This window comes from Asinibacterium sp. OR53 (assembly GCF_000515315.1).
Taxonomy (GTDB): Bacteria; Bacteroidota; Bacteroidia; order Chitinophagales; family Chitinophagaceae; genus Sediminibacterium.
Genome location: NZ_KI911562.1, coordinates 161058 through 179296 on the forward strand (window position 1 = coordinate 161058; position 18239 = coordinate 179296).

The following is an 18239-nucleotide window of genomic DNA, read 5'->3' on the forward strand; positions in this document are numbered from 1 at the left end:
AATAGCTTAGAATACATAAGTGAGGTTCAGGGTTCCATAAAAGTTGAAGCGGTCTTTTCCGGCTTCCCAGGTATAGTTTTTCGACTGGATGAATTGCAGGAGTGAACTCGCTATCCATTTACCGAAACGTTGCTGGCCGGTAAAGCCTACAGAATAATCTGACCAGTACACGGGGTAACTGTTAGGATCGTGCTGGAGCCGTTCCAATTTTATACCCAACCGTTTCCAACCGTGTACCCAGGTGGTGGCGAAGGTTTGTACATTGTTGCCAGGGCCAATACCGGCGCCGATTATGCGGCTTTGCTGAGTATAGCCACCTTGGTATCCATACCAATTACCAGCAGTTCGCGGAATATAGTCCGAAGGCTGTGAAAGCCTGGTCAATTCTGCTTGTACGTCCAGCCATTGATTCTTCGCGTTTAGAGGAACCATTTTTCGGGCACCCAGAATATATGCAGTTGAATGGGGTACATTAAGCACAAAGTCGCGGATATTGAGCAGATTATCTCCCCAGCCATATTCAGCATAAATTTCGGTATGAGCTTGGGGGAATAGATAACGTGCGTGCAAGCTTAGCATTTGTTTGTACCTTTTTTTTACCCCTTGTCGTGTTCCGTAAGCATAGCTCTCTCTAAATACACCAAAGATCACAGGCATATAGCTGTGGAAGAAATTGCTATTCCCACTTTGCAAACTATCATTGTATGCATAGGCTATTCTATTAATGCCCAGGAAGAGCCCTTTGATCCATTTGGGTTGGTAAGTGATAGTAACACCATTGAAATATCGCCATTTTTGATGCGGGTCATAGGGACCACTATAACCACTACCATCATAATTTTTGGGATTATAATACGTAGTAGTCAGGTTCTTATCTTCCCTTAATAGCATAGTATCCTCATAAAGTTTCCCACTCACCAATTGCCATTCAAAACTACCGATGGGAGTTTTTACAGGCCTTGTAGAATTGAAAGTAAGGTGCAGGAATCCGGGTGCGTTATTGCTCATCAGCAAGGAATTAAAACTACCCGGCCCCCACCAAAGATTTTCCGTAGAAATACCTAATGAAACAGCTCCGGCATTCAGCCGGATACTGGATTGGCCGGGTAAGACACGCGAGTAACTACCTCTTGTTACCGCACCATAGGTGTTAGTATGTTCAAACCCGGTGTTAGCAGCGTATACTACTACAGGCTTTACCTGTATGCTCAATGGCCCAATAGCAGTATAAGCGCCGGCAGTAATAAGCCCCTGCCATCCATTCGCCTGTACAAACCCAGGTTGATTCCATCCATAAGGGTGATGTGTATTCAACTGACTGTTGATGGTAAGAGGGAAAATTTCTAATACCCCTTTGTCTCCTATTCGTTTCCTGGTCACATTTATACTGGCACTATCATCAATCAGTTTATAAATGCTGTCAGTTGTAATGGCCCCTTCCGCAAAAAAAGGTCGTGCCATTAGAGAATACTTTGCATTCAATTTCCCTTGCAATTGCAACATCCGCAGTGCCTGATCATTTACCGATCCTATCTCCACTCCCTGGGCAGCTGCCTGCAATCCACCCATTAAAAAAACAAAAAGCTTACCTAATTTCAGTAAGCTAACTCTATACTTGTTCTTCATATCCTTATTAATCGTCATCCCGAGCAAGCGAAGCACGCCGAGGGACCTGCCCGATTACGAAACAGCTCTATTCATCTCAATAACCGCCGCCTTATCCCCATCCAACTGCTCAAACACCGAATTATTACTAACAAACTCCGGAACCAGTTCTTTCATTTTCGCTACCATCTGCATCATGCCGTCCTTTTGTTTGGCTAATGCAAATAAGTCCTCAAAATGATGCAGCATATCATCCAGATGATTTTGCCTTACTTTCGCTATCATGATCTTTTCATGATAGGTCGGCAAAGTATTTTCAGAGTCTGTCAGTAATTCTTCATATAATTTTTCACCTGGTCTTAAGCCAGTATATTTTATATCAACATCAATGCCAGGTACCAATCCGTATAATCTAATCATTTTTTTAGCCAAATCCACAATAGGAACAGGTTTCCCCATGTCAAACACAAAGATTTCTCCCCCCTTCCCCATAGACCCAGCTTCTAACACAAGCTGACAAGCTTCAGGGATGGTCATGAAGAAACGAGTAATATTAGGATGTGTCACTGTTACTGGCCCTCCCTTCTGAATCTGCTCCTTAAATCTAATAATTACTGAGCCATTAGACCCTAATACGTTTCCGAAACGAGTAGTAATGAATTTTGTGGTAGTGTGATGGTTATTGTTAATCAGATTCGCGATCTGGTGATAATGCAATGATTGTACATAAGTTTCAGCTAGTCGTTTAGAAGCTCCCATTACATTGGTAGGATTGACTGCTTTATCAGTAGACACCATTACGAATCGCTGTGCTTTATACTTTACAGCAAGATCAGCTATAATTCTTGTCCCCAATACGTTAGTTAAAATTGCTTCAGAAGGGCAAAGTTCCATCATAGGAACATGCTTGTAAGCTGCCGCATGATACACATAATGTGGTTCAAATAGGTTAAAAAGTTCTTCCATTCGATCCCTATTCGTTACATCTCCCAGGTAAGAAACATAGTTAGTAGAGGTCTTTATATCTTGTAATTCTAGTTCTAATTGATGTAAAGGCGTTTCTGCCTGATCACAAAGTACAATTGTCTGAGGATCAAATTTTAGGAGTTGTCGAACGATCTCACTACCAATTGACCCGGCAGCACCTGTAACCAATATCCGCTTATTCTTTATCTGATTACCAATCTCTTCATTATTAATGCGGATAGGTTCTCTTTCTAAAAGGTTTTCAATCTTAATAGTTTGAAGTTGACGAGCCGAGAACTGACCATTAATCCATTTATCTAAAGGAGGAACATTTAACACGGTAATATCATGGTCTAAACAAAAGTCAACCAGTTCATTCTTTTTTGCCGGAGGGAGGTTAAAGGCAGCTATAATAATTTCATCAATTTTCTGCGTCAATGAAAGAGTTTGAAGATCCAACGTATGGCTAATTTTAATGCCATCAACTACTTTACCCACTTTACGTAAGTCATCATCTACAAAAGCCACAATATTAACATTTGAAGTAGTATCATGTTCTAATACTCTTTTAGTTGCAAATCCTGCTTCTCCTGCACCGTATATAATTACATTCTTCCGGTCCATTTTATAGTTTCGGAAGTACGCAAAAGTATATTTTACCAATACTCTGTAAGAAATCAAAAATAAAAAACTAAAGAATGCATAAATGATCAGAGTTACATTAGAAAAGAAAAGTGCGCTGCCCGAATTGGAAGACACGAGACTAATAAAAAACAATACACTGGTCGACATAGCTATTGCATAGCAAATTCTTAAAGCATCTTGTACTCCTGTATAGCGGATAATGCCTGCATAAGTCCGGAAATTGATAAATACAATAGAATTAATGAGTATAATGATGAGTAAATTGCCACTCAAGTCATGTAAATTGAGTCCACCAAGAGTTAGGTTGTATTTAATCAGTGAAGAAAAAATGAACGAAAAGCAGCAAATAACAAGATCAATCAGAAAGATGATCCAACGTGGAACAATGTTTATGTGTTTAAACATGTTTATAGTTTAGCAGTTGTAAGTAGCAAATAAGCGATGTTTACCTTCAAATCGGAGTCTAAATATAACATATATTATAAGAATTACAAATAGTGCTACGATCGGAAGTAAATATAGCTGGCTTAGGTATGCATAGATCAATAAAATATCAACTATCGCCTGAACGCCTGCGTACAATAAACTAACGATCCAATGATCCCATCCAGCTTCATTAGTTAAGTATTGATAAAAATGAGAGCGATGAGCTTTCATTAACGGTTCCTTTCGTAAAATACGACAAAAGATTGTAAACACGGTATCAATACCATAAACACTTAATAACAATATCCAATATGGAAACGAGGTAGAGATAATCAATGATAATACTAAAAAACAGATAATAAAAGCAAGAGAAACACTACCTACATCCCCTGCGAAGCATTTAGCACGCTTACGCAGGTTAAAAAAAGAGAATATTGTCAATGCTGCTAAAATTGAAAGAAAAAACAAGCTGTTTTGTAAAAACTGAACCTGTTCACTAATCCAAAATAAGCTGGCAATAGTTACTATAGAGTATAGTGCAGTAACGCCATTGATACCATCCATAAAATTATATGCATTGATCACTCCTGTAATGATAACAAAAAATACCAATAGCCATCCTACCGATAATACGCCAATAAATGAGTACAATAAACCGATCACTGCTATACTTTGTATAACAAGTCGAATCTTGCTATCAACACTTTTTATATCATCTACAAAACTTAACACCGAGATTAATAATAAAGATCCTATCAATAGCAGCTCATTTAAACTACTAAATGGCAGAAAAATAACAGAAGCTATTGGGAAAATAATACCTCCACCCCTAATAGTAATATACTGATGGGAGCTTCTATTATTTGGCTTGTCAACAATATTTCGCTTTGTTGCAATGACAAAATATAATAATTCGAGTAACAGGAATACAATACTCAATCCTATATAATCAATCCACATAAGTAAAAGAAGAAATAGTTTTTTTTAATCCAGTTCCCGCATCCACTGGTAACTTTTTTTGCAATGCTTCAATTAACTTCCGGTTGTCTACTACATAGTCTTCTGTAAGCTTTTGTAGTCTTTCTGTATTCAACGGCAAAGGAAGATAATTGCCTGCTCTTGCTATAGCGCGAATCCATGAAGCAGGAATTGCGATCAATCGCTTTCTCTTGCCCAAAACATCCGCAATGATCTCGACTACCTCATTCGTACTTAAACATTGATCATCCGCAATATGGTAAACTCCTGGTGCAATATCCTTCCTTTGCAGCAACTCCTGAATCACAAAACAAAGATTCTCCACAGATAAGAAAGATCGCTGGTTGTCAAATGCTGCTAATGGATACGGAATACCTCTTTTTACTACTTGGTATAAAAGATTCAGATTACCCTTATTTCCTGGCCCATGTATCATACAAGGCCTTAGAATATAAACTCTTTTGCGAGGGGGTAATATAGCTTGTTGCAAATATGTCTCTGCAGCCAGTTTCGATTTTCCATAATCTGTTAATGGTTTTGGTATATGAGTTTCTGTCAATGCCCCTTCCACTCTGTCTGCTATTGCTTTCACTGAACTCAGATAAACGAAAACTTCCGAATCTGATTCTAGGAATGCATCAAACAAACGCTTCGTCAGCTCCGTATTGACTTCATAATACTCTGCCGAATTAACCTCTTTACGCAAATCATGCGCCTTTCCTGCAAGATGAACAATTCCATAAACGGACTGCTGGTTCAAGAATACAGCATCAACAGCATCATATCCAGGACCAAATGTCCGAGACAAGGGTATAGTATCCACTCCCCTTTCTTTCAAATACGGCAGCAAATTTGCGCCTACAAATCCGCTGACACCAGTAATAGCAATACGCTTCATAGGTAACTGGCAATGGATTGTGCCATCTCTTTATTTATCTGCTTTCTATTGAACTGATTTATGAATTCATTACGATGTGGCAATTCATAGCTATAGCTTTCTAACTTTTTAACTAATTCCTTAGCATCAGTTGGATTAAACACAATACTGTTTGGTACATGCTGTTTTATAAAGCTTCTTGCATATCCGTTTACTCCTGCTATTACTGGTCTGGGGAAAGCTCCTAGTTCAAATAACTTTGATGGAAGTACTTTCTCAAATGCTGCATAATCGTTTAAATGCATAAATAGAAAATGAGAGCGTTTGTATATTTCAATCAAAGCATCTCTTTTAACCGGTTTTTCCAAAACAACATTTGATAGTTGTTGCTCATGGATCGCAGTCTCTAATAAAACCTTAGCGCCCCCATCTCCGATTATCCGAAACAAATACCCTTTACCCAATTGCTTTGCAACTTCAGGAATAATCTTATGTAACCCCTGCCCTTCTCCAATATTACCTGCATAGGTAATCGTAATAGGGTCGGGAGACAATAAGGTACTATAATCCTCATCATGTACAAATTCCTCATCAATGCCATTGGTATAATGGCTATAAACCGCCGTTTCATATTTCTTAAAATAAGGCTCAAATCCACCAGATATAAGATTTATATGCGTTGCATAACGAAATACTTTTCGTTCGATCATTCTCAAAATAGGCAGGAGCAAAGCCTTCACCCCTTTATTCGAGATAACATCGTTTAATGTGTCTGTAAAAATATCCCTGATATCGAGGTATAAGGGGGCTCTCATATTTTTAGCAATCCGATATCCCAGATAGGCAGTAAACAATCGTGACGAAGAAGCAAAAACCAAATCATATCGCTTAGTGGCAACAAGTTTTTTTACAGTGAAGAAATAATGTGTGAAAGCACTTACCTGGTCCATAAAGCCACTTTTATGTGGAGGTAATAATATTCTATGAACCGATAAATTTCCCAATTGCTCCTTTTCTGGCGTTTCAACAGAAAAACTGCTATACCTATTTGGCATCGTGGTAATTACTTCTACGGTTGCATTGCCTTTAATTTGTGTTGCAAGCTCTCGGGCTAAGGGTGAATTTCGAAAGGAACCTGCACAAAGATCAGGTTCAAAATAAAAACTCAAATAAAGTATATGTTTCATAAAAATTCAAACCTAAGCTTCGCTTCCCCTAAAGCACTGTAAGTAACCCTTTTTGTGGGAGTCACCTGATTAAATGTTTCCGCTGTTATCGTCGCAACTATCTCTTTTGGTGCATTACAATATATACAAACAGAATCAAGCAAGATATTCACATCTTGCTCAACCACATTAATCCCTGGTTTCAATAATAGAGACCCTTCGAACTTTATAGGTCCTTCATGTAGCTTAGAAGCAGTATCTTTTAATTCTAAACTATTTTCATTCGCCTTAAATTCTCTAATATGTTGAATAGGTAATCCTGCATAATTGTTTACACAAGCGATAATCAATCCATCTTCTTCTTTTATCAGTTGACATTTTGCTCTCTTTCCAATTCTGAATCCTCCCCATACATCGCTTTGATTTTTTTTATTAATAGTTATCGTATTATGGGCTGTCGTTCCTCTTTCCCATAAACGTTGCTGAGTAATGGCATAAGTAGATGTTCCAGGGTCTACTACAACCTGTTGATCTTTATGCCATATGCAAAAACTAAGCATATCGGCATGTGTATGTCCCGGCTGATAGCTTGGTAGTATATTACCCACATTTAGTAACATTTCCCAACTCTTACCTTTCAACTTTCTGAAACCGGATTCCCTTAACTCTATTTGCTTCCACTCCAGTTGCAAATAATCTGAAGCTCGATTCAATTGATTTGTTTCTGGGGCTACCCCTTTTGCTGCATCATTCATTAACGCCCAGCTACCATCCGGGAAACTAAAAGCATTTATCCAACCCAACATCTTTGATGCTGTTGTTTCTAAAATTGGAAGTATCGAGGATTCAAATAAGTTATGATTTCGCTCAATCTCAATGCATAGCAACAGTCTCGACAATAAAATACTATGATACATTGGCGTTCGTTCATAATGTCCTCCATCCGAAAGCACTTGTTCCTTCAGCTGTTTCGTTAACAAGCGAGAACTCCTGTGGTATAGTTGCTGATTGTTCAATGCATGGGCCGCAATAAACAGTGCGTAACAATTTTCCAATAAATGATTGCCCAATAAATGGTATTCTAAATTATGATTGAGGTAATCAACCTGAAACTTCAATGCCTTGAGTGTATTGACGTCTAAAATGCCATGTCTACTGTGAAATAAAAGGCTATTTATGATCCGAAGAGAAACGGGATAGGGTTCCGGTTTTATCACCCCATTCAGTAATGCAATAGATAAATCATCGAGTAATCCTCTTCTTGTGTTTACAGGGATATCTTCATCCAGTAAATAGTTTAAATATTGAAGATTGTAATTCCATAGTTTTCCATGGCCATTAAAGTTCCAGTCTATCCCATTTACAAAGCAGTGATCTAGCCCTATGAAACAAAACTGTCCTTCTTTTTTGTATTCACCTTGCCCAGTTAATAGCATTTCATGAACTGAGCAGTTCAATGGAGAGATATCCGTTCTATAATAAGTTTTATACCAATGTATCGATAAGAACCTGTTTTTGATCCTATACCATATTTGAAAAAAAAACTGGTTTGCCTGCAAGTGTCGGACGGTGTGAATTAATCGAATTAATTTTTTCAATACTAACATTTCAATTATATAATCGGTTCAATACCGATACTATGCGTTCACTTGTTTTACCATCCCATAATGGAGGAATAGTTCCTTTTTTCCATTTGCCATTGAAAAGCTTTTCAAACGCAGGAGGCAAGTTGCCAGGGTCTGTGCCAATTAATTCATTAGTGCCAATGTCAACTGTTTCCGGACGCTCAGTATTATTCCTCAATGTAATACAAGGAACCCGCATTACTGTTGTTTCTTCTGTAATACCCCCACTATCGGTAATAACTGCTTTGGCATATTTTACCAAATAGTTAAATTCCAAATACGACATTGGATTTATCATCAGCAATTGATCTGTTTGGATACCTATTTTTTGTAAATTTTTACCTGTACGTGGGTGAACAGGGAAAATAATGGGCAGGCCTCTTGAGCTATCTATAATTGTTTGTATAAGCTTTTTTAATTTTTCCTCCACATCTACATTAGCCGGTCGATGCAGGGTCAGTACAAAATAGTTACCAGCTACCAACCCAGATGCTTCCCATATTGGTGGTTTTATAAAACGCTTTTCATTTTTTAACAGGGTATCAATCATAGTATTACCTACAAAGTGAATTCTATTTTCTCTAATCCCTGCTTTTTGGAGATTCATATTAGCAACATCAGAGGTAGTAAAATAATGATCGGTGATGGCATCAGTTACCAGTCTATTAATTTCTTCTGGCATAGACAGATCAAAAGACCTAATACCTGCTTCAACATGTACGACATCTATATGCATTTTTTTAGCAACAATGGAACAGGCAAGGGTTGAAGTCACATCACCAACAACTACAACAACATCACTTGGATGATCTGCCAATTCCTTTTCAAAACGGACCATAATAGCAGCAGTCTGTTCGGCTTGTGTTCCGCCACCACTTTCAAGATTTACATGTGGCTGTGGTATACCCAGCTGTTCAAAAAAACTGTCGCTCATATTCTTATCATAATGCTGCCCTGTATGCACCAGTCTGTATTTAATATTAGCTGCTTTTTCATTATGTTTTTCAATTGCTTCGATAATAGGCGCAATCTTCATGAAATTCGGTCGTGCGCCAGCTATAATTGTAATTCTCATAAAATTTTTTGGTCAACTTTTACCCAACCTCCTTGCATCATGCTTTTTAGTGCAGCGAATGAAGTTCTCGTTGTGTTTATTAATTCTTCAAACGGGACCAGCGAAGGGCCCCCTTCCTTTACCAATTTTACAAGCTGGTTAAATTGTTCTTTATGCCCTTTATTCAAAGTGCCCCTGTAAGAGTTGAACCCTTTAAATCCATAACCAGTCATTTTTCTAAAATTATCTATTATTAGTGTTTTCCCTTGGCTGAAAATTTCTATCCTTTCTTTGGCATATGCCTTACTTCCATTTGAGAAATAATTGATAGTTCCTTGTGAACCATTATTGAATTTGAGAACAATGATGGCGTTATCGGTATTATTTGCGGGATTATTCCCCAACCCACTCATCATTACTTCACTTATTTTACTTCCTGCCAGGTAAATCATCAGATCAATAAAGTGACATGCTTCACCAATGATCCTGCCTCCGCCAATATTCATGTCATGCACCCAAACCTCCGGTGGGATAAAGCCCGCATTCATGGTTGCAATCATATTCAGCGGAACAGGATCTTCGCCTATTAGTTTTTTAGCTTTCTGTATAAAAGGAGAAAAACGGCGGTTGAAGCCAACATTGATTGTTAGAGTCGATTGTTGTTGCCGGTACGCTTTTATGATAGCGTCCAATTCTTTCTCATTTATTGCTAGAGGTTTCTCCACAAAAACATGCTTCCTGGCATTCAACACCTCGATTGCCATTTGAGCATGCATGTTATGCCTGGTTGTTATCATTACCAGGTCAACTGAACTATCATTGAGTATTTGTTTGTAATCGGTAGTACTAAATTCGAACCCGTATTTATTTGCCAGTGATTTTGCAGTTAATCCTCCGGCACTGGAAATATATTTATAATGTGCCCCTGCATTCTTCAGTGCTGGCATTACAGTCATTTTGGTAAAATTTCCTGCTCCAATAACGCCAAGGATGCCTTTTGAAGGCCGTTCATTATAGCTTTTAACAGATACAACTGTTTTTTCGTAATCAACACTATTAGTATACTCCAGGATGGAGGCAATGGAGCCATGCCCGATATTATCATAAATACTTAAATAGTCCTTTAAAGCCACTCTTTCGGTGATGAGCGGTTGCACTTTCAGCTGACCTCTTGAAATAGCGTTTAATATTGTTTCAAAATTTCGCTTTTCGGTCCAGCGTACATACCCCAAAGGATAATCAATTCCCTTTTGTTCGTATTCTTCATCATACCTTCCAGGGCCATAAGAACATGACACCTGGAATGTCAACTCCTTTTTGAAGAAGTCTGCTCGCTGAATATCAAGTCCAACAACACCAACTAGCACGATACGTCCACGTTTCCGGCTCATTTGTGCCGCCTGGCTTATCACGTCATTGCTTTTGGTTGACGCCGTGATAATCACAGCATCAGCCCCAGTGCCTTCAGTAATTGCTTCAACCGTTTTAATCACGTCAGCTGCAGAAGCAATGAATGCTTTCACGCCTTTTTGGTTGGCTAATGATACTTTTTGCTGATCAAAGTCAAATCCAATTACATTACAGCCATTAGCCAGCAATAGCTCTGCTGTAATTAACCCGATCAATCCCAGTCCAATCACTACTACAGTTTCTCCCATGGTTGGGTTAACGAGGCGTAGCCCCTGAAGTCCTATAGCTCCGATCACTGTAAAAGAAGCTTCTTCATACGATACATTATCGGGAATTTTTGCAACAAGATTTTTGGGCACACATACAATTTCTGCGTGGTTGCCATTGCTCGCAACACGGTCGCCAATAGCAAATTCAGAAACACCTTCACCAACAGCAATTACCTCCCCGGCATTGCAATAACCTAAAGGAAGTGGTTCGTCGAGCTTATTAAAAACTGCTTCCAAGGTTGGCATCAGTCCTTCAGTTTTAATTTTGTCGAGTACTTGTTTTACTTTGTCCGGTTGTTGCCTTGCCTTTGAAAGCAGATTGCCTTTTCCAAATTCTACAAGCATTTTTTCTGTTCCAAGGCTCACAAGGCTTCTATGTGTTTTTATAAGCACCTGTCCTCTTCTTACCAAGGGTACCGGGATTTCTTCAAGCAAAGTATTTCCTTTTTTCAGGTCCTGTATAATTTGTAGCATAAAGCGATTCCTATTTATATTACTTATGGTAACGGTTGAACAAGCATCTATTATAAAGTATAAATAGTTGGAGTATAATATGGCCTTTAAGTGTATGACTTAGCTCAGTAATTGTTTTTTTTCGACACTGTTAGGGTAATTGATCAATACAGCTTTGTACTTTCCTTTAAATACAAAAATACTCCCTGCGGCAACTCCTATTACTTTAAATTCGTCGATCACTTTTTTTACATCATCCAATGATGCAGCACCACCCAGAATAGTTAGCGGAATAGTCGTTTTCGCTCTCACCTCACGCAATAGTTTAATGTCATATCCATTCATCATACCATCTCTGTCAACAGCATTAATAACTATCTCCCCCGCGCCGGCCGTTTCACACTGTACTGCAAAGTCAACAGGGCTCAACCCAGCTGATTTAATGCCGTTATAGATTACAACCTCAGCTTTATTGAACAGGCCTCTGTATTTTACGTCTATCACAACGATCACACTTTGTGATCCTATCGCTCGTGCCATTTCACTTACAATGGCAGGGTTTTCTACCGCAATCGAACTGATGGCTACTTTTTCTGCGCCCAGTGATATGATCCGTTTTGCATCTTCTACAGTTTTTACACCTCCACCATAACATAAAGGCATACGGCTTTCGATTGCAATATTACGGATCATTTCAAAATTCGGACCTCTGCCATCTTTAGTAGCATCAATGTCCAATAGCATTAATTCATCGACTGCTTTTTCATTAAATATTTTGACAGCATTTATAGGATCTCCAACATATTTTCCGTCTTTAAACTGAACTGTTTTCACTAATCCTTTATTTCTTACTAACAAGCAGGGAATCACACGTGGACGGAGCATAATTATAACTTTACAAAATTCTCAAATACACTAATCCCGTTTTGATGGCTTTTTTCTGGATGAAACTGCATCCCAAATATATTATCATGATGAACTGCTGAGGCGAAATTAATACCGTAGTCAGTAGTGCCTATAATGTCTTCTTCATTCGTTGCATCAAAATAATAACTGTGTAAAAAATAGAAACCTAGTTCAGGATCAACATTATTGAATATGAGATGGTTTTTCTTAGTGGTAACAGTATTCCATCCCAAATGAGGCAAATGAGGCTTTTGCCTGAGTTTTGTGCTGTCAAATTTCCTTACCCTTCCTTTGATCCACCCAAATCCTTCCAGGTCGCCTTCTTCACTGCTTTCTGCCAGCAATTGCATACCAACACAGATTCCCATAACAGGTATTTTTTTATCCAGGACCATTTCGTCGAGAAAGTTCTTCAACCCTGAATCTATCAGGATATTCATTGTCTCGTCAAAAGCGCCGACGCCCGGCAGAAGCAGGTGCGTTGCTGTTTGTAGCTCGCGATGGTTATTTGATATAATATGCGGAATATTTGCTCTCTTATAGATATTAGAGATAGCATAAATATTACCAGACCCGTAATTCACAATTCCGACCATTATTTGTATATTTTTATATCAACACTTAGCGCTTCCCGGCTCGCTCAATGCCTAGCCATTTAAGCATTTTGGCACCCACCTTATAAATGCTTTCCTGAGAAGCGTAATCCTTATATGTTTTGTTCGGGGCATTGAAATAAGATGCCAGCTCTTCGTTAGTAATTCCAAGCTTATTTGCTATAAATTCAAAATCCTGGTGTATGGTCTCGTCATCATAAGGTGGGTGCTTTAACTTTTCGATCGCTTCTTCTCGTGTCATTTGGTTGGTAAGAATCAGACTTGAATACTGCACTCTTCTGACATCATATCCAAATTTTTTAGGCAGCCAATAACTTTCATAAAATTTAGTGAACCGCGATTCAAAATGTTTCTGTGGATACGGTTGCCAACCAAATTTTTCTTTCAGGAGTTTCATTGCTTCCTGCTTGATATAAGGCACATTGTTAAGGGGCCTTATCACTTTTATTCCTTTGATATAAGGCAAATATATTTTATGCCACAATATTTTTGTTATCGGGTATTGTTTAAGAGGCTTTGTGCCGAATTTTTTATGTATGTCTTTCAGCTGGATGCTATCAGACTGATAATACATCCATTCAACAGGGTTACGTACGCATTCAGTTGAATAATTCGCACCGGTAAGAATGTATTTCACATTATACTTGGAAGCGAAATTATACATAGTAGCAAAAAAAGCATGATCCTGTGGTGTATCGATATGAGGTACTCCCGATTTGAAAAAAGAGAGCTGAAGGTCTTTCATTTCTTCCCAGTCTATTACATGCGTATAAAGATCAAGACCAAGCTTGTCTACAATTCTCTCAATGTTATTTACAGCAATCTGAGAATTCCATCCTGCGTCTACGTGAAATACAAGCGGACGTAGTCCCAACTGTTCTTTTGCAATATAAACCAGGAATGAGCTGTCTATTCCGCCACTCATTCCAATAATGCAATCAAAATCCTTCCCCTCGCCTTCCTTTTTAATCTTGTCCACCATGATTGTCAATTCATGCATTCCGCGCTCATCCGTATGCCATGATGGCAATGTGTTATCGTAATAATTTTTGCAATGGTCGCAAATTCCTTTTTCGTCAAATACGATTGCAGAGTCGGAAGTGTCCATCACGCAATTCGTGCATATCTGGTAGTTTCTCATATTTTGTAATTGGCCTGATTATTCTCAGGAAAATTGTTTTTTGTTATTTTTGTTTCGGGCTGTTAAAAAAGCCATTTCTGTGACATATTCCAGTGTTTCATTGGCGCATCTTTTCCATGAATATTGTTCAGATAATACCTTAGCCTTATTAGCAATCGACATCCTTAATTCTTTATCCGAAATAATTCTCTCTATGGCATCTGCAATTTGTATAGGATTTTCAGGATCAAAATAAACTCCGCCATCCTTAAGTACTTCAGGCATTGGTCCCCTGTTTGAGCAGGCGACCGGCAGTCCACCGGCCATTGCCTCTACCAGTGTATTCGGCATATTCTCACAGCTTGAGGCAAATACAAATATATCCGCAGTAGCCAGTATTCCCGGTAACTCATGATGCTTCATAAAAGCGGTCTGTTCCACAAATTTTCGTTGTGGATCCACTTCTTGGATGGTGTGCTCCAGTAATTTTTGCGCAAGCCCTTTTCCGCCGCCAACCAATAAGATCGACACATTATACCCTTTATCCCTGAGTTTCCTAATGGCTTTTACAACATGCCATTGATGTTTATACATCGATGCATTCGAAACATATACGCAACGGATTTCCTCACCAGCGGTTTTAGTCCAGTTGCCACCTGTGGTCGTTTGTTTGAATGCAGCACCAACACCGTGAGGTATTATTTTTAATTGCTTGATCTTTCCTGTAGTTTTTTGTATTACTTCTGCAGCGTATTTGGTAAGAAAAATAACTCCATCCGCTCTCTTCATGGAAAAAGCCTGAACGTATTTCAAGGCGATCAGTCTAAGTCGCGCGAAGGAGAGACCAAATCGTTTCATTTCTCCTTTCTCATAAGACAGCATATCACGACTCATTACAACAGACGGATGATATCCACAAACCGTACCAGCATCCGTATTTAACAAAACATCACATTTATTGTTGCGAACTTCTTTTGGCAGATGTCGGTTTTCCCATAGCATCTGTTTTAGAAGCGACTCTTCCAATTCAGGAGGATTATGCTTAATCAGCCAAGGGCGATCTGGCAATGCATCAAGCAATGATTTATATGACCAGACATGTATCCTGTCAATTCCCTGTAACAATGGATCACATTCGGTTAATATTCCGCAAAGATGCGCTTTGGCCCCACCGGACCTGTTTCTTGAGGCATTAATGCCGAGCACTATTCCCATCTTTTAAAATTTATCGTCGAGCGCATGTCTAAAATTTTCTATGCTATTTTTTAATCCCTCTTCCTACAAGATGGCCTGCTTTTAATACTTCAATATCTGAGATTTGAGCTGTTTCCAGCCACCCCCTGACTGTAGGGGCGTTTTGGGGGTTGTCGAATTCTGGAGAAAGCCAATCGAATGTATCAAGCAGTGCCCATTCTTTTTGTTGTTGCCAGTTCAGTGGTAACTCTCCAACATAATTTGCTACAGGAATAATTCTTTTAATTGTTTTGCCAACAAAGGGGATTTTACCAAGGCCAATACTGACAGGAAGCATTACAGGCACCATGAATTCCAGCATGGAAAATAATCTCATTTTGGGAATATGTCTTGTGAGAGGACGTAACCAATATTTGGGGAGCATGGCGCTCTTCCATGACTTTTCATAAAAATCCACGCAGAGCTTTCCATTTTTCGCCAGCATTTTTACAAGAGAAAAAAACGACTTTTCTACATCCGGTGTATGTTGTAAAACACCTAATGAATAGATATAAGGAAATGATTCTTTTACAAAAGGCAACTGATACACATTTCCCTGTAAGACATGAAGGTTGGGGTAATGGCCGAGATTGGCATAACAGGCATCCACCGCTGTAGAATAATCAAGCGCAACCACATTCGCACCTGCTTGTAAAGCTACTTCTGCAAATCTTCCTGCACCACAGCCAATATCCAATACCCATTTACCTTTGAGCTCTTCAGTTGTCCATTTTGTTGCATTGTAAAAACGTTTTGTTGATATGGCACATCCTGTATGACTGTCGAGTTGTGTTTTGCTAAATTTATTCCATTGCATTCCAAAACTATCGGCATAATTCACTTCAGGCACAAAACGTGGAATAAAGTTTTTGATCGGGTACCGTTGCGTACCGTCTTCAGAAACAAGCCAGCCACTTTCGATTGTTCCTTTTTGATCGTAAACAGGATCCTTGGTTTGCAGCTTTTGTCCCGTTACTGGACAGCAAAGCAGCTGAAGTAATTCAGTTTGCATGAAATTAATTTTTTATATTATATTCTTTTCGCCATAATTCAAACATAACAAGTCCAAACAGTCGTTCTCCATTATTACGGCCTTTTGCCTGCCCTTCGAATAAACGCTGAATATATTGATGATTGAATATTTTCTGATTCCGGTCCAATAAAATCTCACGGAAATATCCTGCCCATGTTTCAGAACTCAACCATGAGGAAAGCGGTATTGAGAAGCCTTGTTTTCTTTGGTAATCAAATTCCGGAGGTAATATCTTCTCAGCCAGTCTCTTTAATAAAATCTTCCGCTCTTCGGGTAAGGTTTTCAAAGAAGAAGGGACTTTACCATAAGCAAATTCAATTACCCTGTAATCCAGCATGGGGGCTCGTACTTCCAATGAATTAAGCATGCTTGCCCGATCTACCTTTACCAATATATCTTCTGGAAGATAATTTTCAAAATCCGTTCTTGTGGCACGCTGTAAAAGATCCTCACCCGGGCTTATTCTTTCTTTCCAGGAACGTTCAGCTGTACTTAATGCCGTTTGGGAGTTCAGTAGTTTTGAGCGGCTAGGCAAATCATAATAACTCGCTATCAGTGGCAATCCATTTTTGAAATCCCATCCTATCGCTTGCAACCAATTCCTGCCTTTATATCCGATCGGTAATAAGTTCTCTGCATAACCAGCTATTGCCCTTCGCAGCCATAAAGAGATATTTTTTGCTTTCGCTTGCAGGCTCAGCAGCCTGTTATAGTGAGAATAACCACCAAATAATTCATCACCGCCATCGCCTCCAAGTGCAACAGTGCAATGCTTTCGTATCATCTGTGAAACCAAGTAAGTGGGTATCATCGATGAATCGATTATTGGCTCATCGAACTGTCGCGCCAGTACAGGCAGAAGATCTATTGTGCCCGGTTCTGCTTCGAGTTCCATATGGGTTGTTCCAAAATGATGCGCTATCAAACGGGCATGCGCAGTCTCATCAAATTTGGCATGTCCGGGAAATCTGATCGTGAACGTTTTAAGATTGCTATTCGAACGGGCAGCCAATGCTGTAACCAGGCTGGAGTCGACACCGCCACTTAATAATACACCAACAGGTACATCTGCAATCAATTGTCGTCTCACAGCATCGCTTAGTAAGAATTCCAATTCTTCAAGCAATGTCTGCTCATCTGGAACTGCTTTTCCATTATCTTCATTGAATGCAGGAATTTGCCAGTAACGCCATACCCTAGCCGTTCCACTGTTCATATTAAAAGTCATGGCATGAGCGGCTGGAAGTTTTTTAGTACCTTTTAAAATACAGCGTTCTCCAGGCACATAACCTTCTGCTAGGTAACAATCCAGAGCCTCTTGGTCTATTTCTTTCTCAAATAAAGGGTCGGCCATCAACGCCTTTAATTCAGAAGCAAATTTCAGCTGTTTATCTTGTATTGTATAAAAGAGTGGTTTTTCTCCCGCCCTGTCCCGCGCAAGAAATATCAGCCGAGAACGCATATCGTAGATCGCAAACGAGAATATCCCATTTAAATGTGATAGACAGCCAGTTCCCCATTCCTTATATGCAGCTAAAATCACTTCTGTATCGCTCTGTGAATTAAATGTCACTCCTTTTGCCTTCAGCTCATTTTTTAGATCCAGGTAATTATAAATCTCCCCATTAAATACAATACATAAATCGTTTGCAATATTCCGCATGGGCTGATTCCCGTCGGAAGAAAGATCTATGATAGCAAGTCTTCTATGTCCTAAGCCAATATTTTCTTCAGGCGACCACCAAATTCCTTTACCATCTGGTCCACGGTGGGCTAATGTATCACAACCTATTGCTAGCCAATCTTTATTTTCAATTCTTTTTTCGGAGGCAATTCCTATAATTCCACACATAACGCTT

Annotated in this window: 14 protein-coding genes; all 14 read right to left on the reverse strand. The window is 39.1% G+C overall.

What is annotated here, in order from left to right:
• Positions 1-6: 6 nt before the first annotated feature.
• Entirely contained in the window at positions 7-1626 is a 1620-nt protein-coding gene (locus SEDOR53_RS0100735; RefSeq protein WP_198018757.1) for a capsule assembly Wzi family protein, read from the reverse strand.
• Positions 1627-1680: 54 nt separating this feature from the next.
• A complete protein-coding gene (locus tag SEDOR53_RS0100740) occupies positions 1681-3621 on the reverse strand; it encodes a nucleoside-diphosphate sugar epimerase/dehydratase (RefSeq protein WP_026767990.1) in 1941 nt (646 codons plus the stop codon).
• 9 nt (positions 3622-3630) lie between these two features.
• Positions 3631-4602 carry a hypothetical protein gene (locus SEDOR53_RS0100745; protein ID WP_051416421.1) on the reverse strand — a complete coding sequence of 324 codons (972 nt, stop codon included), beginning with the start codon at positions 4600-4602 and terminating at the stop codon, positions 3631-3633.
• A complete protein-coding gene (locus SEDOR53_RS0100750; protein WP_026767992.1) occupies positions 4592-5518 on the reverse strand; it encodes an NAD-dependent epimerase/dehydratase family protein in 927 nt (308 codons plus the stop codon). Before SEDOR53_RS0100750 ends, SEDOR53_RS0100745 begins: the two co-directional genes overlap by 11 nt.
• Positions 5515-6684, reverse strand: a complete 1170-nt coding sequence (locus tag SEDOR53_RS0100755; RefSeq protein WP_026767993.1) for a glycosyltransferase family 4 protein — start codon at positions 6682-6684, stop codon at positions 5515-5517. Before SEDOR53_RS0100755 ends, SEDOR53_RS0100750 begins: the two co-directional genes overlap by 4 nt.
• On the reverse strand, positions 6681-8120 hold the full coding sequence (locus SEDOR53_RS0100760) for a heparinase II/III family protein (RefSeq protein ID WP_198018758.1): 1440 nt from the start codon (positions 8118-8120) through the stop codon (positions 6681-6683). Before SEDOR53_RS0100760 ends, SEDOR53_RS0100755 begins: the two co-directional genes overlap by 4 nt.
• A gap of 151 nt (positions 8121-8271) precedes the next feature.
• Positions 8272-9363: a non-hydrolyzing UDP-N-acetylglucosamine 2-epimerase gene (gene wecB / locus SEDOR53_RS0100765; RefSeq protein WP_026767995.1), complete on the reverse strand. Its 1092-nt coding sequence runs from the start codon at positions 9361-9363 to the stop codon at positions 8272-8274.
• Positions 9360-11495: a bi-domain-containing oxidoreductase gene (locus SEDOR53_RS0100770; protein WP_026767996.1), complete on the reverse strand. Its 2136-nt coding sequence runs from the start codon at positions 11493-11495 to the stop codon at positions 9360-9362. Before SEDOR53_RS0100770 ends, wecB begins: the two co-directional genes overlap by 4 nt.
• Positions 11496-11594: 99 nt before the next feature.
• On the reverse strand, positions 11595-12359 hold the full coding sequence (locus SEDOR53_RS0100775; RefSeq protein ID WP_026767997.1) for an AglZ/HisF2 family acetamidino modification protein: 765 nt from the start codon (positions 12357-12359) through the stop codon (positions 11595-11597).
• 2 nt (positions 12360-12361) lie between these two features.
• Positions 12362-12976: an imidazole glycerol phosphate synthase subunit HisH gene (gene hisH, locus SEDOR53_RS0100780; protein WP_026767998.1), complete on the reverse strand. Its 615-nt coding sequence runs from the start codon at positions 12974-12976 to the stop codon at positions 12362-12364.
• A gap of 25 nt (positions 12977-13001) precedes the next feature.
• Positions 13002-14135 carry an N-acetyl sugar amidotransferase gene (locus SEDOR53_RS0100785; protein WP_026767999.1) on the reverse strand — a complete coding sequence of 378 codons (1134 nt, stop codon included), beginning with the start codon at positions 14133-14135 and terminating at the stop codon, positions 13002-13004.
• A 24-nt stretch (positions 14136-14159) separates the two neighbouring features.
• Positions 14160-15329 (reverse strand): glycosyltransferase family 1 protein, encoded by a 1170-nt coding sequence (locus SEDOR53_RS16695; RefSeq protein WP_051416422.1) that lies wholly within the window; start codon positions 15327-15329, stop codon positions 14160-14162.
• Positions 15330-15372: 43 nt separating this feature from the next.
• Positions 15373-16359: a methyltransferase domain-containing protein gene (locus SEDOR53_RS0100795; protein ID WP_026768000.1), complete on the reverse strand. Its 987-nt coding sequence runs from the start codon at positions 16357-16359 to the stop codon at positions 15373-15375.
• Between the two features lie 4 nt (positions 16360-16363).
• Positions 16364-18232, reverse strand: a complete 1869-nt coding sequence (gene asnB / locus SEDOR53_RS0100800; RefSeq protein ID WP_026768001.1) for an asparagine synthase (glutamine-hydrolyzing) — start codon at positions 18230-18232, stop codon at positions 16364-16366.
• Between the last annotated feature and the right edge of the window lie 7 nt (positions 18233-18239).